The 19,953-nt window shown below is 60.0% G+C and carries 18 protein-coding genes; 11 read left to right on the top strand and 7 right to left on the bottom strand.

The features are described from left to right. The first annotated feature begins 23 nt into the window (after positions 1-23). Positions 24-1,211 (top strand): AI-2E family transporter, encoded by a 1,188-nt coding sequence (locus tag ACR3FE_RS20085; protein WP_458209320.1) that lies wholly within the window; start codon positions 24-26, stop codon positions 1,209-1,211. 57 nt (positions 1,212-1,268) lie between these two features. Here ACR3FE_RS20085 and ACR3FE_RS20080 read toward each other — a convergent pair whose 3' ends face one another. Continuing rightward, positions 1,269-2,072: a YihY/virulence factor BrkB family protein gene (locus tag ACR3FE_RS20080; protein WP_458209319.1), complete on the bottom strand. Its 804-nt coding sequence runs from the start codon at positions 2,070-2,072 to the stop codon at positions 1,269-1,271. Positions 2,073-2,158: 86 nt separating this feature from the next. Beyond that, entirely contained in the window at positions 2,159-2,827 is a 669-nt protein-coding gene (locus ACR3FE_RS20075) for a helix-turn-helix domain-containing protein (protein ID WP_458209318.1), read from the bottom strand. A 126-nt stretch (positions 2,828-2,953) separates the two neighbouring features. Between ACR3FE_RS20075 and ACR3FE_RS20070 the strand changes: the two genes are divergently transcribed. Then, on the top strand, positions 2,954-3,661 hold the full coding sequence (locus tag ACR3FE_RS20070) for a DUF502 domain-containing protein (RefSeq protein ID WP_458209317.1): 708 nt from the start codon (positions 2,954-2,956) through the stop codon (positions 3,659-3,661). Here ACR3FE_RS20070 and ACR3FE_RS20065 read toward each other — a convergent pair. After that, the gene (locus ACR3FE_RS20065) at positions 3,658-4,887 is read right to left on the bottom strand and encodes a Zn-dependent hydrolase (protein ID WP_458209316.1); all 1,230 of its coding nucleotides are present in this window, start codon (positions 4,885-4,887) and stop codon (positions 3,658-3,660) included. The genes ACR3FE_RS20070 and ACR3FE_RS20065 overlap by 4 nt on opposite strands. 200 nt (positions 4,888-5,087) lie before the next feature. Here ACR3FE_RS20065 and ACR3FE_RS20060 point away from each other — a divergent pair, with 200 nt between their 5' ends. The 5 genes from ACR3FE_RS20060 to ACR3FE_RS20040 all read left to right on the top strand — a co-directional run bounded on the left by ACR3FE_RS20060 (position 5,088) and on the right by ACR3FE_RS20040 (position 10,866). Beyond that, positions 5,088-5,975 carry an ABC transporter ATP-binding protein gene (locus ACR3FE_RS20060; protein ID WP_458209314.1) on the top strand — a complete coding sequence of 296 codons (888 nt, stop codon included), beginning with the start codon at positions 5,088-5,090 and terminating at the stop codon, positions 5,973-5,975. Then, positions 5,972-7,837 (top strand): ABC transporter permease subunit, encoded by a 1,866-nt coding sequence (locus ACR3FE_RS20055; protein WP_458209313.1) that lies wholly within the window; start codon positions 5,972-5,974, stop codon positions 7,835-7,837. The genes ACR3FE_RS20060 and ACR3FE_RS20055 overlap by 4 nt, the downstream gene beginning before the upstream one ends. Beyond that, on the top strand, positions 7,830-8,879 hold the full coding sequence (locus ACR3FE_RS20050; RefSeq protein WP_458209311.1) for an ABC transporter permease: 1,050 nt from the start codon (positions 7,830-7,832) through the stop codon (positions 8,877-8,879). Before ACR3FE_RS20055 ends, ACR3FE_RS20050 begins: the two co-directional genes overlap by 8 nt. A 204-nt stretch (positions 8,880-9,083) precedes the next feature. Further along, on the top strand, positions 9,084-10,475 hold the full coding sequence (locus ACR3FE_RS20045; protein ID WP_458209310.1) for a S8 family peptidase: 1,392 nt from the start codon (positions 9,084-9,086) through the stop codon (positions 10,473-10,475). A 208-nt stretch (positions 10,476-10,683) separates the two neighbouring features. Further along, entirely contained in the window at positions 10,684-10,866 is a 183-nt protein-coding gene (locus ACR3FE_RS20040; RefSeq protein ID WP_458209308.1) for a hypothetical protein, read from the top strand. On the opposite strand, the gene ACR3FE_RS20035 is transcribed toward ACR3FE_RS20040, so the two are convergent. Then, entirely contained in the window at positions 10,863-12,566 is a 1,704-nt protein-coding gene (locus ACR3FE_RS20035; protein WP_458209365.1) for a cbb3-type cytochrome c oxidase subunit I, read from the bottom strand. The two genes, ACR3FE_RS20040 and ACR3FE_RS20035, sit on opposite strands and share 4 nt — an antisense overlap. A gap of 208 nt (positions 12,567-12,774) precedes the next feature. Between ACR3FE_RS20035 and ACR3FE_RS20030 the strand changes: the two genes are divergently transcribed. Further along, on the top strand, positions 12,775-13,251 hold the full coding sequence (locus ACR3FE_RS20030; protein WP_458209307.1) for a DUF4112 domain-containing protein: 477 nt from the start codon (positions 12,775-12,777) through the stop codon (positions 13,249-13,251). A gap of 11 nt (positions 13,252-13,262) precedes the next feature. Here ACR3FE_RS20030 and ACR3FE_RS20025 read toward each other — a convergent pair whose 3' ends face one another. Together ACR3FE_RS20025 and ACR3FE_RS20020 are read right to left on the bottom strand one after the other, a co-directional pair. Then, a complete protein-coding gene (locus ACR3FE_RS20025; RefSeq protein WP_458209306.1) occupies positions 13,263-13,721 on the bottom strand; it encodes a pyridoxamine 5'-phosphate oxidase family protein in 459 nt (152 codons plus the stop codon). An 82-nt stretch (positions 13,722-13,803) separates the two neighbouring features. Further along, positions 13,804-14,496 (bottom strand): hypothetical protein, encoded by a 693-nt coding sequence (locus ACR3FE_RS20020; RefSeq protein ID WP_458209304.1) that lies wholly within the window; start codon positions 14,494-14,496, stop codon positions 13,804-13,806. Positions 14,497-14,843: 347 nt separating this feature from the next. On the opposite strand from ACR3FE_RS20020, the gene ACR3FE_RS20015 reads away from it, so the two are divergent. Beyond that, positions 14,844-15,317: a molybdopterin-dependent oxidoreductase gene (locus ACR3FE_RS20015; RefSeq protein ID WP_458209303.1), complete on the top strand. Its 474-nt coding sequence runs from the start codon at positions 14,844-14,846 to the stop codon at positions 15,315-15,317. Positions 15,318-15,422: 105 nt separating this feature from the next. Then, positions 15,423-15,980 (top strand): 20S proteasome subunit A/B, encoded by a 558-nt coding sequence (locus ACR3FE_RS20010; RefSeq protein WP_458209301.1) that lies wholly within the window; start codon positions 15,423-15,425, stop codon positions 15,978-15,980. Between the two features lie 18 nt (positions 15,981-15,998). Here the strand turns inward: ACR3FE_RS20010 and ACR3FE_RS20005 are convergent, their stop codons facing one another. Next, positions 15,999-16,124, bottom strand: a complete 126-nt coding sequence (locus ACR3FE_RS20005) for a hypothetical protein (RefSeq protein ID WP_458209299.1) — start codon at positions 16,122-16,124, stop codon at positions 15,999-16,001. A 385-nt stretch (positions 16,125-16,509) separates the two neighbouring features. On the opposite strand from ACR3FE_RS20005, the gene ACR3FE_RS20000 reads away from it, so the two are divergent. After that, positions 16,510-19,941 (top strand): PAS domain S-box protein, encoded by a 3,432-nt coding sequence (locus ACR3FE_RS20000; RefSeq protein WP_458209297.1) that lies wholly within the window; start codon positions 16,510-16,512, stop codon positions 19,939-19,941. The last annotated feature ends 12 nt before the right edge of the window (positions 19,942-19,953 follow it).

The raw sequence follows: 19,953 nt of genomic DNA, 5'->3' as shown, positions 1-19,953 counted from the left end.
GTGCCCATCGACGGGAGGACGAGATGCAATTCTGGAACGACCGGACGGGGGATAGATCGTGGATCGGCTGGTGGATATTCGCACTCGCACTCGCGGTCGTTCTCGTAGTATCGCTGGACACCTATCTCGGATGGCTGATATTCGGTCTCTTTCTGTACTACGTCGCGCGTCCTATCGCCCGTTGGCTTCAGCACCGAGGATTGTCGTCCGGTATCGCATCGTTGGTCACGCTGGCGGTCATCATCCTCCCGTTCGTGGCGCTTCTCGGTGCGGTCGTCGTCGTCGCGTTTGGACAACTGTCGGCGATACGCCCGGCGGACATCGAACAGTTCGCACAGACGTTCTTCCCAGGATTCGACGTGGAGACCATCCCAACGGATCCGACGCAGTTGTACGAATCAGCGACCCAGTTACTCAGTGACCCATCCATCCGGAACGTGTTCGGTCAGTTGGGTGCGTTCGTTGGGACGTTCGCAGCGCAGGCGTACAACCTGTTTCTCGCGCTTATCTTCACCTTCTTCCTGGTGCGTGACGAAGACAGGATCGTCGATTGGTTCCGGACGACCGTCACAGACGAAGGGACGACCACGTACGACTATCTACAGGCAGTCGACCGTGGGCTGACCTCGGTCTACTTCGGCTACACGCTCACCATCTTCGTCATCATCATCATCTCTGCAATCATCTACAACCTCTTGAACCTCATCGCCCCGCCCGGAATGGCGATTCCACAGACGATGCTCGTCGCCATCGCAACCGGGTTGGCGACCATCATCCCACTCGTCGGGCGGTCGATCGTGTATCTCTTCGTCGTCCTCTATCTTGGCATTATCGCGGTTCAGACCGATCCGACTCGTCTCTGGTTCCCGATCATCTTCTACGCCATCATGGGTCTCGTGTTCGACAACATAGTCCGAACCTACATTCGACCATATCTCTCGGGACGCATGTTCCACACCGGACTTATCATGTTCGCGTACCTCCTCGGGCCACCCATCTTCGGTTGGTACGGCATCTTTCTCGGCCCGTTCATCATGGTCATCGTCGTCCAGTTCCTCGGTGTCGTGTTCCCGGAGATGCTCCACGGTGGCTCAGCTGAACCCGACACCACGGTCGAACCAGTCGGCGAGGAGGTTCCACCAGATAGCATCGCCGACCACGATGAGCCGAAAACCGAGGACGGGGAGCCAGAAGGCGACCCGTCCGTCTGAATCCATCCAAGAGTTCGAGGTTCTCTTGCCGACGCTCCAGAGGTGGTGATCGGTTCGCTACCCCGAGAGGACGACGTTGACACACGCACCGACGAGCAATACGATCCCCGCGATGTAGAGCCAGATGACGAACAGGAGGACGGCTCCCAGGATACCGTAGGTCGTGTACTGCGTTGCGACTCCCGCGTAGAGTTGGAAGCCGACCTGGAGCACCAGCCAGCCACCTGCGGCGACGAACGTCCCCGGTAACGCCTCACGGATCGAGAGCGAAACCGGTGGGAGGATGTAGTACATCGGAAAGAACGCGAGGACGAGCCCTGCGAACAGTTCGAGTTGACTCAGGAACTCGTCGACGGGCACTGGAATCGAGAACAGTTCCGTCGGGATGTTGACGACGACCATCAATACGAACGCGACCGCCATCGTGACGAGCACGACGCCGCCGTCACGGAGCTGGTCGAGGAACGTGGGCTCGGTCGTCGCGTCGTAGATCAGAGAGAACGCGAAATCGAGACTTCGAAAGACCTTCACCGCACTCCACAGCAGCGTAAGAAGGCTGATTATCGACACTTCGAGCCGCCCCGACGAACTCGTGAGAGCGTTCCTGATGAGTCCCCTCCCAGTTGGGGTGAGCGTCGCAACCTGCTGGATGACTGCCCGTGCCAACTCTTCGCCTCGGAGCGTCGAGACGACGACGAAAAGCAAGAGCAGCATCGGGAGGATGGAGACGAATGCATAGTACGCGAAGCTGGCCGCGTAGAAGCTGATATGGTTCTCGCGGATTGTGGATACGAGTTCCCGAGCAGTTCCGCCGACCGTCACGAGTTTCAGGCCCTCGGTCGCTGTCCTATCACCGCGCATTCCCCACTCATGCAGTACGATACTGCATCGATACCTATAGTGATTCTCTCGAACACGTCCCATCGCTGAGACAGCACGGAGAACGGCTACTCCATCTCGGTGTCTTCCACGAGAAGAGCGTTCGTGATCAGATTCTTGTACGCCCGTCTGAGACGTTCCGATAGCGCCTGGTGTGAGATACCCAGTCCATCAGCTAGTTCTTCGCCCGACACCGCTCTCGGGATGTCATAGTAGCCTCGTTCGATAGCCATCACGAGCGTTTCGTACTGTTCTTTCGTGAGGCTGTACTGTCCTCGCCGGGGTGATTCGTCCAGTCGGTATATCTGTTCTATCTCGATAGGGATATCGTTGACTTCACAGAAATCGTAGGTCTCGCCCAGCGAATCGCGGTCGGGAAAGAGGATTCGAAAATGCCACTCGTTTTCCTTGCCGTGGGCACCGACGATGGTTCCCGCTTCGTCGACGAGCACGTGGACGACGAAACGCGTCTTTCCGACCCAACGCATCCGATAGAGCCACTCACCCTCCGTCTCGACGAGGAGTTCCACGTCAGCCGTCGTCGGGTCGACTTCGAGCGCGGCCTGAACCTCTTCCCCGAGTTCGGGGGATGCTGTGACCCAGACGTAAGGCATCACACCCCCCGTCCCGTGCGCGACGACGCGTTCGACTTCGAACTCGACCTCCGGAATCCGTTCGAGCGTCTTCGAAAGCGCGAACTCCGAGGCAGGGAGTCGAACGATAGTGATCGTACTCATTGTCATCCATAGGGAGTACCGACGAAAGACTCTGCTGGTGGTGATACCCGTTTTCAGCGATGTACCGACGGATGCTGGCAGATGCAGGCGGTACGTTCTTTATGAACCACCAACGTTCATTGAATGATGGACGATTCCGAGAACTTATCGGCATTCGAGGTTCTTCGAGAGGCGGCGCTCACTGGCGTCACCGTCGTCGTTCCACTACTCATCACGGTGTACGTCCTCGTCGTCTTGCTCAACTTCGTGGCAAATGTGCTCAGACCGCTCCTGGAGTTCGTTTCGATCTCCTCTATCTACGTTCTGGGTGGTGTCACTGCGGTGACGGTCTCTGCGCTGGTCTTGACCATCGGATTCGTCGCTCACTCGCCGATGGGTGAGCGTGCGATCGACGGCTTCGACAAGGCCATGAGTCAGGTTCCGGGTTTCGGAACCATCTATCGGAGTTTCCGTCGGATGGGCGACGCCATGATACAGAGCGACGCGGATCATTTCCGCGATGTGAAACTTCTCGAATTCCCGACCGATGATGCCTACACCGTCGCGTTCGTGACGGCAGAGACCCCCGAAGGAATACGGGAAGCGGCAGGCGAAGACGCCATGACGACGGTCTTCCTCCCGATGGCTCCGAACCCCGTCATGGGTGGATTCGTCGTCAACGTCCCCGACGACCAACTGATCGACGTCGATCTCACGTTGGAAGAAGCGTTCCGGGCGATCGTCACCAGTGGCGTCGGTATCGACGAGATGGACGTCAACCGCGACGGCCTCTCGCAGGACGAACTACAGCAGTTGACGGGATACGACCCGGCGGCACGCCAGAACCGGGATTAGCGGGCTATCGAGGCGAGTGCACCAGCGAGCACGCGCGTCGCATCTGCACAGTCGTCCCAGTCGGTCCACTCGGCCGGATTGTGCGAGATACCGTTGCGTGACGGTGCAAACAGCATCGCAGCCTCGGTTACGTCTGCGATACGCATCGTGTCGTGGGCCGCGCCGGAGTGGATGTCGACGGTGTCGATCCCCGCCTCCTCGCCAGCCTCGTGTGCCGCGGTTCGACACCGTTCGCTCATCTCGGTCGGTTCGAGGTCGAACTCGCGGTCGAAACTGGTTTCGACGCCGCGCTCGGATTCGAGACGGTCGAGCGACGCTCGTGCGCGGGAGACGATCTCGTTCATCGCGTCGTAGCTCACGTCGCGGACGTCGACACCCATCTCGACCCGACCGGGTACGACGTTCGTCGCGTTCGGTCGCACGTTTAGTTTGCCGACCGTTCCGACCGCCGTGTCGCCGACGTCGTTAGCCGCACGCTCTACGTCGCCGACGAACTCGCTCGCGGCCACCAACGCGTCGGTTCGTTCCTGCATCGGGGTTGCTCCCGCGTGGTTCGCTTCCCCGACGATGCCCACGTCACAGTGTGTGATTCCCGTTATCGTCGTCACCACCCCAACCGGTACTGCCATGCGTTCCAATCGTTTGCTCTGTTCGACGTGGAGTTCCAGCCATGCATCCCATTCGCTCGCGTCGATCCGGCCCTCGCCGTGGAATCCCATCGTTTCGAGGGCGTCTTCGAGCGTCGTCTGCCCGTCTTTCAGCGCGAGCGCCTCCTTGACGGTTCGGTGACCCACGGCGACCGACGACCCGAGCATACCGTCGGCGAATCGCTGTCCCTCTTCTTCGGTGAACGAGACAACCTCCACCGGTCGGGTCACCTCGACGCCTGCATCTTGCATCGTTCGCACTGCCTCCAGTGCGGCGTAGACACCGAGCGGGCCGTCGAAGATGCCACCCTCCGGAACCGAATCGAGGTGGCTCCCGGCCGCGACGGGGGCGGCCTCCGGGTCTGCGCCGTCGGGCGTCCACCGTCCGGCGATGTTCCCGACCGCATCTACACGAACGTCGAGACCGGCGGCTTCGAGTCGCTCGCCGAAGTATTCGCGTGCCTCACGGTTCGCTTCGGTGCCCGTTAGCACCGTCCGTCCATGTCCCTCCACGTCGAGTGCGCCGAACTCGGCGTTGGTTTCGATGTCGCCCCTGAGTCGCTGACCGTCGACTTCCATGACACAGTCGAAGCACCCCCATGGTATGAATCTCGGTGTGCCCGAGATGACCTGTTCGTCCACCACAGTCCTGAATCCGACCGATCTCACGTTCCGTACGATCGGATAGTTTTCGATCAGGTTCGTGGTTGTGAACAGTTCGTACACCCGCCGTCTGCCAAACACTCAAGTCGTCCCAGTATCGAGTGTCGAACATCTCAATGATCGAGGTTTCGAATCTGCGGAAAAAATACGGTGAGTTCACCGCCGTCGAAGGCAGCGACTTCGCCGTGGCGGAGGGTGAAGTGTTCGGCATCATCGGGCCGAACGGGGCGGGGAAGACGACGACGCTGAAGATGCTCGCCGGTCTCATCGAACCGACGGGGGGAACTGCTCACGTCGCGGGATACGACGCACAAGACCCGGAGATGCGGTCTCAGCTCGGCTTCTTGCCCGAGGAGTCGCCGCTGTACGAGGACATGACGCCTCTTTCGTATCTGGAGTTCTTCGCCGACCTCTACGACGTTCCGCGTGAGACTGCCGAAGAACGCATCCACACCACGCTCGACCGCCTCGACCTCGACCACCGCGACCGACGACTGGGGGATATGTCGAAGGGGATGCGACGAAAGGTCGCCATCGCACGGTCGCTGGTCAACGATCCCGACGTGCTGATCTACGACGAACCGGCCAGCGGTCTCGACCCACTGACGACGAACTACATCATCGAGTTCACGCGCGAACTGAGCGAATCCGGCAAGACCGTCGTCTTCAGCGCCCACAACCTGTTCCACGTCGAGAGCATCTGTGACCGGCTCGTCGTGATGAACGAGGGGTACATCGTCGCTCGTGGCAGTGTCGAGGACATCCGGGACGAACACGGACAGACAACGTACCACGTCACGACCTCCGTCGAAGTCGATGGCTCGGTCGCGGAGAACGGAACCTACCGCCGCGTCGTCGAGAGTATGGACGCCGTCGAGGAGACGCGCGAACTCGCGGGGGCCGCTGGTGGCGAGGTCGTCGATATCCAGACGCACACGCCCAGCCTCGAAGCTATCTTCCTCGATCTGGCGAAAGACGCGCCGGAAGTGGAGGGGCGACCGTGAAACTACGGAAGACGCTTCGAATCGCGCGGTGGGAGGTTTCGAAGAACGCCGGACAACTCGACCGGCGAACCATCGTCGCTGTCGGTGTCGTCCTCCTGCTGGTCGGCATCCTCACGCCGATGGTCGCCAGTCAGGGCGTCACCCTGGACGATGGAATCTACCGCGTCGGTGTCTCCGAAGATAGTCCGTACTACGCCCCCATCGCGGACGACCCGACGTTCGTCGCGGTCGAACCGACAGTCCGTACCTTCGAATCTGGGCAGTTCGAGATATTCATCTGCCCGACCGACGTTCGTGGCTGTCCACCCGCTGAGATATTGCGAAAAGATACCCCCAAGGGACGCGCTGCCCTCGCCGAACTCAGTACCACGGTGGAACGCTACAACGATCGCCAGATGATCGCGGAGTCCGACCAGGCCGCCGCGTTTCCGGTGAATGTCACTCTTCGCTACGTCGAACAGGACTCGCTTCCGCCGGCGGGCACGGGAGAATCCGATTCCCGCTCGCAAGTCACTCGAACGACATCGGAGGGCGAGACGCGACTTGGTGGGAGTGGGACTGGCGGCGGCAGTTCGGTTCCCTCCGGAGGGGAGGGCGGTGCGGTAGCACCACCTTCGGTCGGAAGCGGGTCGTCCATCTTCGTGGATAACGAACGCCACGGAACGCCCGCCGACATCACGCCGCCGTTCCCCTTCGAGTCGCTGGTGCTCGCGTTCGCGTTCGTCCTGCCGATGAACTTCGTCATCCAGGCGTATGCCAGTAGCATCATGGACGAACGGATCAACGACCGGGGCGAACTGCTGTTGGTCTCGCCGGTATCGCGGGGCGACATCATCACCGGCAAGACGCTGCCGTACTTCCTCGGAATGGTCGCGGTCGCCTCGATGACCGCCCTCGGAATCGTCACCCTGACCCCTGCCGTGGGTGCAGAGCCACTGGCGGTCGCCGTCGCTGCACTCACGTCGGTCTCGGCGGTCGTTCCCATCGCCCTGTTGTTCCTGGCCAGCGCGTTCGTCGGCGCGATGTTCGCTCGGTCGTTCAAGGAACTCACGTTCGTGACCGTCTCGCTTTCGGTGTTTCTCACCTCCTACGCCTTCATCCCGGCCATCTTCACCGACGTTCACCCTATCGCGGCCATCTCGCCACTGACGCTGGTGGTGCGCGCACTCCAGGGCGAGGCCGTCCCGCTATCGGACTACGCCTTCTCGACCCTTCCGCTGTTCCTCACCGCTGCGGTGTTATTCGCGCTCGGTGCGGGCGTCTACCGCGAAGAGGATATGTTCACCCAGCGACCCGTGCCGTTGAAGGCGCTCGATGCGCTCGACAGCCAGCTTTCGAGTCGGCGGAGCGTCGCAAAACTGAGTGCACTATCGATCCCGTTCGTCTTCGTCGGGGAGTTGCTCGCGATCGCGCTCCTGTTCGCACTGCCCGTCGACGTTTCGGTTCCCGTCCTGCTGGTCGCTATCGCCTTCATAGAGGAGGTCGCAAAGAGCATCCACGTCTTTGCGGGGTACACCCACTCGCGTTTCGACCACTCGCTTCGAACCGTAGCCGTCCTCGGTGGGTTCAGTGGGTTCGGCTTCTTCTTCGGCGAGAAATCGACGGCGATCGCCCAGTTGGTCAGTCTGCCGGACCTCGAACTCGGACGGGCGGCGTTCGGCATGACGACCGGTCTCGGCGTGGAGACGTCTCCACTCGTCCTGGTCGGACTGCTGTTCGCGCCACTCGGACTTCACGTCGTCACCGCGACCGTCACGGCCTTCGGTGCGAGCAAGAACCGTGACTGGTACTTCGGCACGCTCGTCTGGGCGACGTTGGTTCACACGGCGTACAACCTCACGGTGGTGAACAGCCTTGGATAAGCGTCTCACCGTCGCCCGTCGGGAACTCGCGTCGCTCCGGAGCGAGAAGACGATCGTGTTGGCGATCCTGATACAGCTGTTCGTCGCGGCGTTCTCGTCGTTTCTTGCAGTGGGGCTCGTCTCGCTGTACGACCCCGGCTCGGTCTCGAACGGGTTCGTCGTCGAGGTCGGCGTCAGCGGCGACGCCAGTGACGACATCACGCCCATCATCCGGGAGAACGACGGCTGGCGAGCGGTCGAATACGAGACCCAACGGGCTGCGATGGCTGACTTCCGCAGAGGGGAACTCCACGCCACTATCCACGTCGAACGAGAGGTGGACGGTCGAGCGCGCGTCAGAGCCATCGCTCCCGATGGCAACATCCGGACGACGCTGGTCGTGACCCAACTCAAGGAGTTGCTCGGCGAGTTCGAGCGACAGGAGCGCGTGCGACTCGACTACCGTCTCGAAAGAACTCCCGTCTCGCTGCCGCCAGAGAGCGCCGCCAGCCCCTACTTCGGTTTCACCTACACCGTCCTCGTCCCGCTATTGACCTTCCTGCCGGTGTTCATCAGCGGGAGCGTCGCGGTGGACACCATCACCGAGGAGTTCGACCGAGGCACGCTCGAACTGCTCCGCGTGACGCCACTGACGAGCGTGGACATCGTGGACGGCAAGCTGTTGGCGATGGGGATGCTCGCTCCACTGCAAGCCGGAGCGTGGCTGGTGTTGCTGTCGCTCAACGGGACTGCCGTCTCCAATCCGCTCGAAATCCTCCTGCTCGTAGCTGGCTTCTCGGTGAGCGTGGTGACGATGGGTGCAGTGGTCGCCTTGCAGTTCCGCGACCGAAAGCAGGCCCAGTTCCTCTTCTCGATGGGGGTGCTGGTCGTTTTCAGCGCGACCTACTTGCTCCCGGAGTCCCCCGCGAACACCGTCGCAAAACTCGCCATCGGGAGTCCGACATCCCTCACGCACGTGATGGTGGGTGTCTACGTGTTGCTCTCGGTCGTCGCTTATCTCGGTGTTCGGCAGTTCGTCGGTTCGCGGGGACTACGAACGTAGCCGGGTGATGCTGATTCGATCGCTCAGTTCACGCTGACTCGTCGGTTCTCTTCTACTCGTTCGACAACTCATTGAAACCGTGAGCGACAAATCTCGACGATATTCGAAAGGAAGTTACCGGATAGATAGGGTGCCAAATCTGATATATCATTAATTAATTATAGTTAACAATATATAAGAGGTTGTCTAGAGTCATAGTGAAGAATGACAACACACAATAGAAGATCATTTTTGAAGTTAAGCGGCACGCTGCTCGGTGGACTTGCTGTCGGATCGACGGTCACTGCGGCGGTACGGACGGACCGATTCATTGTCGATACGAGGGGAATCAGTACGAAGACGCTCGAACGAAACGATCTCACCGTCGTTCACGACCTCGACGCGATCAACGTCGCTGTGGTCGAGGGTGCGAAGCGCGACGTTCCCTCGCTGCGGACGACCACCGCACCGGACATCTCGTACAAACTCGACTTCCCGGTCGAAGAGGCACCCATCACGGAGGCGTCGGAGGCAACCGACGAACCGCTGTATTCGCTCCAGTGGGACAAACAGGTTCAGGAGATTCCGGCGGTACACGAGTATACGCGCGGCGAGGGCGCGCGCGTCGCCATCGTGGATTCGGGCGTCTACGCCGACCACCCTGACCTCCAGCACGCTGTCAACACCGACCTCTCGCGGGACTTCACGGGCGATGGCTACGGAGCCGGGCTCCCGATCGGTGGCTATCACGGAACTCACGTCGCAGGCATCGTCGCGGCGAACGACCAGAACGACGAGGGGATCGTCGGCACTGCACCGGGCGCGGAAGTCATCGACTGTCGCGTGTTCAGCACCGGGCCGTACGCCGATTTCGGCGATATGCTCGCCGCGCTCGTCTACAGCGCCGAGAACGACTGCGTCGCTGCGAACATGAGTATCGGGGCGTACCCCGTCCCCCGGAACGAACTGAAATCGTTCTACGGCAAGGTGCTCAACCGAACCGTGACCTACACGAACAGTCAGGGAACGCTCCTCGTCGTCTCGGCAGGCAACGACGCGGCAGACCTCCAGCACGATGGCCGTATCTGCGTCGAGAACGACGACGGCGAGGTCGAGTGCTTCCCGGCTATCAGCCTCCCGAACGAGGCGGCACAGGCGATGAGCATCAGCGCGACCGGCCCTATCGGGTTCGAGTGGGGCGAGGAGGGGCTTCGTGAAGGATTCGAAAGCCCCGCGTTCTACACGAACTACGGGACGAACGCCGTCGACCTCGGTGCGCCCGGTGGCGATGCTGACCTCGACGCGATCGGTTCCGGCGTAGGGTGGTACCTGAACCTCGTATTGAGCACGGTCGCGGAACCGGTCTTCGACGACGATGGTAACTACCTTGACGCGGAAGAAGGCTACGGATGGGCCGCCGGGACGAGCATGGCCGCCCCGCAGGTCACCGGGGCTGTCGCCCTCGTCGCCAGTCTGGACGACGGGCCACGCAGTTCACGGGCCGGTCGCCTCGAAAACGTCCTCGAACAGACCGCCGAAGTTCCGAAGGATTGGGGGAAGGAGTACTACGGCCACGGCTTCCTGAACCCACTCGCTGCCGTGATGTCGATGCAGTAAGACGACCGTTTCGTTCACTTTCACGGACCGACCTTTTTTGACTGCTAGAACATGTTCGGGAAAATCTTACGAGGCGTGACTGTATCGAAACGGGTAATGAATTCCCACGCACCCCCTCACTGCCCGAATCGACTCGCCATCTACCCCTGCTCGAATCGATTTACCATTTTCGCCCATCAGCGATTTCGTCCCCGTCGGAGGCAGTCTGATGGCGAACGATAGCTTCGCGTCACGCGTACCGATGTCGTGGCAGTATCTCGCGTTCGTCACCGGCCTCGTCGGTGGCCTGGTTGGATTTTTGTTCGGCGATAGCTCATCCGGTGTCTTCGGTGCGCTCGTCGGGTTCTTCCTCGGAAAGATAGTCGGAAGTACGGTACGCGTGTTCGGTTAGTCGTCCATCTCGCTGCCGCCGTCCACGAGCGCGGTCTGCTGTTTCTCGGCAAGCCAGTCCCACTCGTTGGTCGATAGGCCACGGTCTTCGAGGTCCCAGGGGTCAGCGTCCTCGATGTGGGGGCCTTCGAGCCACGACTGGACGAGGTTCCAGAGAAAGACGATCTGCCCGGCCACGAGGATGAACACGCCGAGCGTGGCGAGCTGGTGGAGGTCGGCGAAGTAGGCCGTCGGCCCGACCGAGAGTTCGTAGCTCGCGTATCGGCGGGGCATACCGCCGTAGCCCAAGAAGATCATGGGGAAGAACGTGACGTTCGTCCCGATCATCGTCAGCCAGAAGTGCCATCGCGCCAGCGTTCGCTGATACCACCTGCCCGTGTAGAGCGGGAACCAGTAGTAGATGCCCGCGAAGACCGCGAACGCGATGCCACCCATGATGACGTAGTGGAAATGCGCGATAACGTGGTAGGTGTCGTGAAGCACGAGGTCGACAGGGATGGCGGCCTCGAAGACGCCAGTCACGCCGCCGATGACGAAGTTCGCCACGAAGCCGATACAGAACAGCATCGGCGCGGTGAGTCGAAGGTTGCCGTTCCAGAGCGTCGTGATCCAGTTGAACGTCTTGACCGCGCTCGGGAGTGCGATTGCGATGGAGACGGCCATGAAACTCGCGCGGAGACGTGGGTCAATACCGGTGGCGAACATGTGGTGGGCCCAGACGCCGAACGAGAGCACACCCAGTGCGAGTGTGGAGTAGACGACGAACTTGAAGCCGAACAGCTTCCGCCCCGCGAACCTGGGGAGGATGAGACTGACCAGTCCCATCGGCGGGAGGACGAGGATGTACACCTCCGGATGGCCGAAGAACCAGAACAGGTGTTGCCACAGGATGGGCCCACCACCCTCTGCAGCGAAGAACGTCGTGCCCACGTTCCGGTCGAGCAGGAGCATCAAGAGTGCACTGCCGAGCAGGGGAAACGCGAAGAGGATCTGCCCGGACTGAACGAGCACCGTCCACGAGAAGATGTCCAGTTTGGCCCACGGAACGTCCTCGGAACGTTCGGTGAAGATGGTTGCGACGAAGTTTATCGCACCCATCGTCGCGCTCGCACCCGACAGATGCAGTCCGAGTATCAACAAGTCCACGCCGGGGTTGGCCTGCTCCGCGGAGAGTGGTGGGTACAGCGTCCACGCTGTCTGTGCCCCTTCGATGCCCATCCCTAACGGTTCCAGGATGAGTCCACCCCAGATGAGCAGTGCTGCGGGTGGCAGAAGCCAGAACGCGATAGCGTTGATGCGCGGGAACGCCATGTCGTCTGCGCCGATGAGCAACGGGATGAAGTAGTTCGAGAATGCCGCCAATATCGGTGTTCCGAACAGGAACAGCATCGTGATCCCGTGTGTCGTCATGAGGGCGTTGTAGAACCCTGCATTGAAGAGGTCGGCTGGTGGAGTCGCGAGTTCGGTTCGCATCAGGACGACGGCGATACCACCCCACGCGAACGAGATGACTGCGAAAGTTCCGTACAATAGTCCGATATCTTTGTGGTCGACGGTCGTCAGCCATCGAATCAGTCCCGGCGGCTTTTCAGCGTGGTGCCCCGTTTCGTGTCCGGACGTTCCCCCACCTGCTGGCGTGTACGTCCGCCGGTTTTCAATCGTGGTGATCCACCACAGTACGCCCAATAACAACAGCCCCATTGAGAGAGATAGGGCAAATTGTGTCGTAATGCCGACCATAGGAGGCATTCTCGATGAACATCAATGATACTTGTCGGGCACATGTTCGGGCAAAAATGTATATAGAAGCACCGAGCGGAGGGTTGTCCTGACTATTTCGATTTCGGTGGACGAGTCGGCGAGATATGCAACCATCGGGCTTATTGGACTACAGTAACTGTTATCACCTATGACAGGGGACAGAAACCAGGTCGATATCGAATCCGTGTTCGACGGCGAGTTCGACGACGAGTTGCCGGAGACGGTCGATAGGGCGGCCATCGACCGCATGCGGACGGTCGCGCGGATCTTCGACGACTTCATCCGCGTTCCCGGAACGGATTTCAAGGTCGGGATCGACCCGATCCTCGGCGTGATCCCGGTCGTCGGTGACGTGGTCAGTGCGGGACTCTCGCTGTACATCGTCCTCGAAGCGGCCCGACTCGGCGTCTCGTACACGACGCTCCTGCGGATGATAGCGAACGTGACCATCGACGTAGTCGGCGGTTCGCTCCCCTACGTCGGTGGTGTCATCGACGCCGTCTGGAAGTCGAACAAGCGGAACCTCGAACTGGTCATCGAAGACCTCCTGGAGGGACCGAAACACGATCGATTCGACGACGGTCGGTTCGACGACGAAGAAGCAGTGACGATAGAAGTCGAGTGAACGAACGGGAGTTAGACAGACCCACTCGTCCCGTTCGCTGTCTGTCGCCCGGAGAGTTCCTCGACGTCGAGTCGATACATATCGAACGATACCTCATCCGGTGGAACCTCGAACAGGTCACGAACCGGCAACTGCGATTCACGAAGAACCCAGACGACGTGTACGTCGATGTCGCTGTCGGTGGCTTCTTCGAGTTGTCCGGTTGCGATGACGCTCTTCCATCCCGATTCTGTCTGGCCGTAGACGACGAGACGCGCCATCTCGGATGCGTTCAGATACGCTCGCTTCTCGCTCTCGCCAGTGAAACCTAGCCTGATGAAGAACCGTCTGGAGGATGCGTCGTAGCCGTACGACACGGGAATCGAGTACGGAGCGTCGTCTTTCGCGAGGGACAACACTCCAGATCCACCCCGTCCCAAGAAATCGGTTATACCGTCCGCGTCCATCTGAACCGCTCGATGGTCGTTCATACTGTCATACACGATGGCATACCACAAAAACTAGTGGTGCAGTGGTGCTATCGTATCTCTCGTCACTGATTCTCGTCGTTCGTTATGGCTCGTCATCAGTCGAGAGGGTGAACGGGCTGTCCGGGCCGGGTGTCGCGTCGAGGATTCGTTGCACGCGACCGTGCCAGACATCGTAGAACGCTTCGCGCTCGTCTTCGGTAGCCGCACCCGAGACGAGTTTCGGAATCAGGTTCACCGCGTCGTCAGCGCCGCCCGGTGGCTCGACTCCGGTTTCTTTGGGGTCGAAAGAGACACGCACCGTGTCGCCAGTGTCGCGTCTCGTGAACGCGAACGAGCGCCCTGAACCCGGAACGTCGCCGAACGAGAGCAGTCCGTTCCGACCACCGTAGCCGCCGAACCCGCCGAATCCCGTCTCGTCTGCCGCGCCAGTAATGACTCGGACGACGTTCGCCATCGGGCCGTAGCCCGGATCGTCGGGTGCGCCTCCGACGACGACCTCGATATCGCTTCGAACGGGTATGGAGTCGGGATACAGTTCTTCGAGCGCGAGTTGGGTACTCCGATACGCACCAGCGACTGCGGGACAGGCGTGTCCGGCAGCCTTTGCAACGTCGGCGAACGTCACTGCCAACGGTTCACTCTCGGGAATCATCCCGAGCAGTTCTGCGAGCGGGTCTCGAATCGAGATCGGGTCTGTCTCGGCCAGTCGCTCCCATGGCGTCGTGTCTCGTGAGATATGAGTCGATACGTCAGCGTCGGAAGATACGTCGGTCATGATCGGTTTGAATTGTAGGTGACGACGTAACGGCGTTCCGTCACGTCTCGCATGCAGTTCGGTAGGTGAATGGCGGGGTGGAACACTCGATGGGAAGGGGCCGATTCGAACCGGCGTTCCCGTGGCGTTACACCCCACATGCTCATTTCGAGGCGGTGGCGCTAAGACCTGATCGCGTACATGTTCGGTTTTGTCCAGCGTCGTGTACCGTGTTGACTTGTGGCGCGGCGGATCGTGTTCGCCTGTGAGACGGCATCCATTGGTGATCCATACCAGAGAGCGTGCCATTGCAAAGAGTAATCGTGGCGGCGCACGAACCTCTATCGACCACCGCGATACCGAAACAGATGTTCGATACACGACACGAAACCACGACGGATGGCGTTCGTATCGCCGGAGAAGTCGGTACTCCGGTTACGCTCGACAGAACGGCACTCGAGGAGTTCCCACAGTTTTCCTATCACGGTTCGTTTCTCTGCGCGAGCGGCACCCGATGGGATGGCTACTGGCGCGGCGTCTCGCTCGGCGACCTCCTCGATTTCGCCGACGTACACGGTGAGACGACCCACGTCCAGGTCGTCGCCCGCGACGATTTCACGTCGTGTGTTCCCGTCATCGAAGCGACCGAGGGGGTACTCGCACTCCACCAGTCGAAGACGAGCGAGGACGAACTACAGCCCTGTCGTCCACGATTCGTGGCCGGTGGGATACAGGCACCCCGGTCGGTGAAAGACGTCGTCCAGATTCGCGCGCTTCGACTAGCGAACGGCGAGCATCCCGAGGAGTACGAGCAGCGAGTCGACGTACTGGAAGGGGAGTAGCGACTGCCAACCTCGGTTCGAGACTCGTTCGTGGCGATTCCGGTTCGGGACTCCTTCGTGAGGAGCGGCAAAAACCCTCTTTTCATCACTCGTCGAATATCGACCATGGCAACCATACTTGGGGTCGCCTGCCCCGACGGTGCCGTCCTCGCAGGTGACCGGCGGGAGACGAAGGGGGGGTCGATCACGAGCGAGTCAGTTCAGCGAGTGTTCGACTACGACGATGCGGGGGCTGGTGTCGTGGGTGACGTCGGCGCGATACAGGAGTTCGACAGACGATTCGAGTCCGAACTTCGGACGTACCGAGACGAGGAAGACGAACCGATGTCCCTCGACCGTGTCGCTCGGACTGCGAGCGAGATCACAGAAGATGTCGGCGTCGATGCGCTCGTCGTCGCAACGGACTCGGACGGAACCGTCGGACTCCGCGAAGTCGGCAGCGATGGACGCGTGTTGTCGACCGAAACTGCCGCACTCGGAAGTGGTGCGCCGATCGCGTTCGGGCGACTCGAAGAAGCAGATACGAATCGAGAACTCGACGCCGTCGAACGCCTCGCTCGTGAAACGTTAGCGGTCGTCGCCGAACGGACACCGGATACCGGTTCCGACCTCGACGTTCTCCGATTCGAACACGAGACCGGTTCCACCAGTTCTCTTTCGTGATACGACAGTCCGACAGCATCAAGCAGACGATTCGTTCTTGCCCTCTATCATCGTCAGTTCCTGTGAGTCACACTCCGAACAGTTCGGGCTGAAGATAGACACCGATTGCTCCGTTCCACAGTCCTCACAGATCACCTTCGTCACGGCTTTTTCCTCCAGGACCGTGTTCTCCGTCCGTTGCAATTGGTCGATGTCTCTCGTCGTCCATTCTGTCGTGTGTCCCACCCATTTCCCGCTATTTGAGCGTTCGAGGACACTTTCTCGATCATTGACATCAATCTTCCTGAAATTGCACACGCCGGTAGCGCGGTGCGTATCGATAGACAGACATCGTGGTTCCCTAACTATTGGGCGTAAAGGATTAGTGTAGGTTAGACGACCATATTCGCGAGAACGACCCAGTTTATAGAACGAACATCAGATGAGTTCAAAAGTGGGGTGTTCCTTGAATTCCTGGCTATCGAAATCGACTGAAGGTGGCAACTTCCGTCAACGGGGATTTATCTATCTGCAGGCTGTGCCGTGAGATATGGGTTCTGTGGATTCTTCAGGTGATATCCTCGCCGAAACACTCGCCGTCTTCGATGGTGTCGAGCCGCCTTCGACACCGCTGACGACGAGTGAGGTCGCCGACTCCCTCGACTGCACCCGGCGAGCAGCGTACGACCGACTGGATCGGCTGGTAGAACAGGGGGACGTGGAGACCAAGAAGGTCGGTGCTCGTGGACGCGTCTGGTGGCGACCCCGAGCGTCCGACCGTAAGGGAGAGGAAACCGATTCTCAGAACTACGAAGAACGATTTCGCAAGATCCTCGAAACCTGTCCTGTCGGCATCATCGTCTTCTCTCAGGACGACGGGATCGTCCGAACGAACTCGTATGCCGTGGAGATTCTCGGTGCTTCGGAGGACAATATCGACGAGTACTCGATGGACGATTGGGAGGTGCACGACTCGACGGGTGAGCGCCTTTCGTTCGAGGAGTGGCCAGCGATCCAGGCACTGAAGACGGGTGAACCAGTATCCGATACGGAAGTCGAGATCGTCGGTATCGACGGTGTAAGAAAGTGGGTTTCTGTCGATGCCACACCCCTCAAGGAGGGCGAGGACGGCTTCGAACAGGTCGTCGCGACGCTCACCGACATCACCCAGCTGAAAGAGCAGGCACGACGGCTCAAACGACAACGCAACGATCTCAAACACGAACTGGACGAGGTGTTCGACCGCGTGGACGACGCGGTTCTCGCGCTCGACGACGAGTGGCGATTCGACTACGTCAACGAGCAAGCGGAGGAGTTCCTCGATACGAAAGAATCGGAGTTGCTCGGTCAGACGGTCTGGGATCTCTTTCCCGATGCGAAGGCGTACAACGGGTACGACGTGTTCCGCCAAGCGGTCGAACACCAACGACCGGAGAGTTTCGAGGAGTACTACGAGCCGTTCGATGCGTGGCTCGAAGTCCACGTCTACCCCTCGGAGACCGGTGTCTCGGTGTACTTCAGAGACGTTACCGAACGCAAGGAGCGCGAACACGAACTGGAACGCTACGAGACCATCGTCGAGACGATCTGGGACGGTGTCTACGCCCTCGACCCGGATGAGCGGTTCGTCGGAGCGAACAAGGCCTTCATGGAGATGGCAGGCTACGAGCGTGAGGAGCTCATGGGTGAACCGGCGTCGATCGTCCACTCCGAATCGTTGAACGATACCGCCGCCGAACTTAGCCACGAGGTTCAGGTTGGCGAACGTGACGGTGCCTCCCTCGAATTCGAACTCGTCAAATCGAACGGCGAGACGATACCAGTCGAGAGTCGGTTCGGGCCGTACCGCTACGGTGACGACAGGTTCGCACGGACCGGCGTCGTCCGCGACATCACCGAACGACGACGGTTCGAGCAGACGCTCAAATCACTCCATCACTCTGCTCGCTCCCTACTCGGCGCGCGGTCGAAAGATGAGGTCAGCGAGATAGTCGTCGAGACGGCGACCGACGTCCTCGATCTGCCCGGCGTGATCGTCTACCGACTGAACGACGATGAGATGTTGATTCCGGACAGGCGGTCCGTCGAAACGGGATTCATACGCCAGGAGTTCCCCGAACTCCCCCCGGACGAGAGTAGCATCACTGGACACGTCTTCGCCGAAGGGGAGAGTCGGTACTTCGAAGACATCCGGGAATCGTCCAGCCTCGAAGTAGATACGTCAGCGACCGAGATGCGATCCGGACTGTTCGTCCCGATGAGCGACCAGGGAATCCTCATCGTCGGGTCACGAGCCATCGGTGCGTTCGACGACGAAACACAACAGTTGGTGGAACTGCTAGCTGCGAATGCCGAAGTAGCATACGACCGTGTCGAACACGAGCGTCGGTTGGAGGAGAGCGAGCAACGCTACCGAACCCTCGTCGAACGCTTTCCGGACGGGAGCGTCGCCCTGTTCGACCACGATCTCCGCTACACACTCGTCGAAGGAGAGCTGTACTCGAACGACGGGTTCGAGCCACAGGAGTTCACGGGTGTCCGCGTCGGTGAACTGCACGCTTCGCCCGAGATCGGAGAGCTTCTCGAATCGAACTACCGTGCCGCACTGGATGGTGAGACCCGAAAGTTCGAGTTCGATTGTGGAGAGCAGACGTTTCAGGCGTGGAGCCTCCCCGTGACAGACGACGACAGAGACGTATTCGCCGGGATGGCTGTGATTCAGGACATCACTGAACGAGTACAGCGCGAACGCAAGTTGAACCAGCAACGCGAGCAGTTGGCGGCACTCAACGACCTGAACGCGGTCGTCAGGGAGATCAACGATGCGCTCGTCCAGCAGTCTACCCGCGAGGAGATCGAGCAGGTGGTGTGCGAGCGGTTGGCCGAGTCGGATTCCTACCAGTTCGCGTGGATCAGCGAGATCGATGCGAAGACACGCTCGATAACGCCACGAGTGGAGGCAGGCGTCGATGGCTATCTCGACGAGATTCCCCTCTCGACCGACCCCGAGGAGCCGACGAGTCGTGGTCCGACCGGAAAGGCGATTCGAACGAAGAAGATGCAGATCACGAGAGATGTCGACGACGATCCCGACTTCGAGCCGTGGCGTGAGTACGCGAAGGAGTACGGGTATTCGTCGGCGGCAGCGATTCCGGTAATCCACGAAGATACTCTTTACGGTGTTCTGGGCGTCTACACGGAACGAACAGATGCGTTTACGAGTGACGAGCGGGACGTGATCGGCCATCTTGGAGAGATAATCGGGCATGCAATCGCCGCCGTCGAACGAAAGCAAGCACTGATGAGCGACGAAATCGTCGAAGTCGAACTTCGTATCTCGGACGTCTTCGAAACGGTCGGTATCGAAGCACCGACGGATGATTCGATCACGGTGGAACGGTCGGTGCCTATCGGCGACGGAACGTACCTCGAATACGGTACTGCGACGGACGAGACCAGAGACGTATTAGAGACGCTCGTCGATCATCTACCCCACTGGGAAGAACTGACGATACTCGACGAGAAGTTCGGCGATATCCGATTCGAACTTCGGCTTTCTGAGCCTCCAGTGATCTCCACCGTCGCATCGCATGGCGGTCACATCGAACGTGTCGTCGTTGGGGATGGTGACTTCCTTATGACGATTCAACTTCCCCCGAGTGTGGAATTGAGACGTGTTATCGACACAGTTCAGCTGGAGTATCCCACGGCAGAGATGGTGACACGACGACAGGTGACTCGCCCGGATACGTCGTCCAATCGAGCCGAGCGCGTTTTCACCGAGGAACTGACCGACCGCCAGCGCGTCGCCCTCGAAGCGGCGTATCACTCGGGCTTTTTCGAGTGGCCCCGGAACAGCTCCGGCGAGGATATCGCCGACTCACTCGGTGTCAGCGCACCGACGTTCCATCAACACGTCCGACTCGCGGAGAAGAAGCTTTTCGAAGCGCTGTTCGCCGAACCGACCGTGGGCGGAGAGTAACGGTACGGCATC

This window comes from Haladaptatus rarus (assembly GCF_054177585.1).
The sequence above is the reverse complement of the archived record's forward strand: the minus strand, read 5'-3'. Positions and strand labels throughout refer to the sequence as shown.

Bases quoted from the DNA above. Each gene is read 5' to 3' on its own strand.
- ACR3FE_RS20065 (WP_458209316.1), bottom strand. From the start codon at position 4,887: ATGGAAGTCGACGGTCAGCGACTCAGGGGCGACATCGAAACCAACGCC.
- ACR3FE_RS20060 (WP_458209314.1), top strand. From the start codon at position 5,088: ATGATCGAGGTTTCGAATCTGCGGAAAAAATACGGTGAGTTCACCGCC.
- ACR3FE_RS20015 (WP_458209303.1), top strand. From the start codon at position 14,844: ATGTTCGATACACGACACGAAACCACGACGGATGGCGTTCGTATCGCC.
- ACR3FE_RS20085 (WP_458209320.1), top strand. From the start codon at position 24: ATGCAATTCTGGAACGACCGGACGGGGGATAGATCGTGGATCGGCTGG.
- ACR3FE_RS20040 (WP_458209308.1), top strand. From the start codon at position 10,684: ATGGCGAACGATAGCTTCGCGTCACGCGTACCGATGTCGTGGCAGTAT.
- ACR3FE_RS20010 (WP_458209301.1), top strand. From the start codon at position 15,423: ATGGCAACCATACTTGGGGTCGCCTGCCCCGACGGTGCCGTCCTCGCA.
- ACR3FE_RS20080 (WP_458209319.1), bottom strand. From the start codon at position 2,072: ATGCGCGGTGATAGGACAGCGACCGAGGGCCTGAAACTCGTGACGGTC.
- ACR3FE_RS20035 (WP_458209365.1), bottom strand. From the start codon at position 12,566: ATGGGGCTGTTGTTATTGGGCGTACTGTGGTGGATCACCACGATTGAA.
- ACR3FE_RS20070 (WP_458209317.1), top strand. From the start codon at position 2,954: ATGGACGATTCCGAGAACTTATCGGCATTCGAGGTTCTTCGAGAGGCG.
- ACR3FE_RS20020 (WP_458209304.1), bottom strand. From the start codon at position 14,496: ATGACCGACGTATCTTCCGACGCTGACGTATCGACTCATATCTCACGA.
- ACR3FE_RS20025 (WP_458209306.1), bottom strand. From the start codon at position 13,721: ATGAACGACCATCGAGCGGTTCAGATGGACGCGGACGGTATAACCGAT.
- ACR3FE_RS20075 (WP_458209318.1), bottom strand. From the start codon at position 2,827: ATGAGTACGATCACTATCGTTCGACTCCCTGCCTCGGAGTTCGCGCTT.
- ACR3FE_RS20000 (WP_458209297.1), top strand. From the start codon at position 16,510: ATGGGTTCTGTGGATTCTTCAGGTGATATCCTCGCCGAAACACTCGCC.
- ACR3FE_RS20030 (WP_458209307.1), top strand. From the start codon at position 12,775: ATGACAGGGGACAGAAACCAGGTCGATATCGAATCCGTGTTCGACGGC.
- ACR3FE_RS20045 (WP_458209310.1), top strand. From the start codon at position 9,084: ATGACAACACACAATAGAAGATCATTTTTGAAGTTAAGCGGCACGCTG.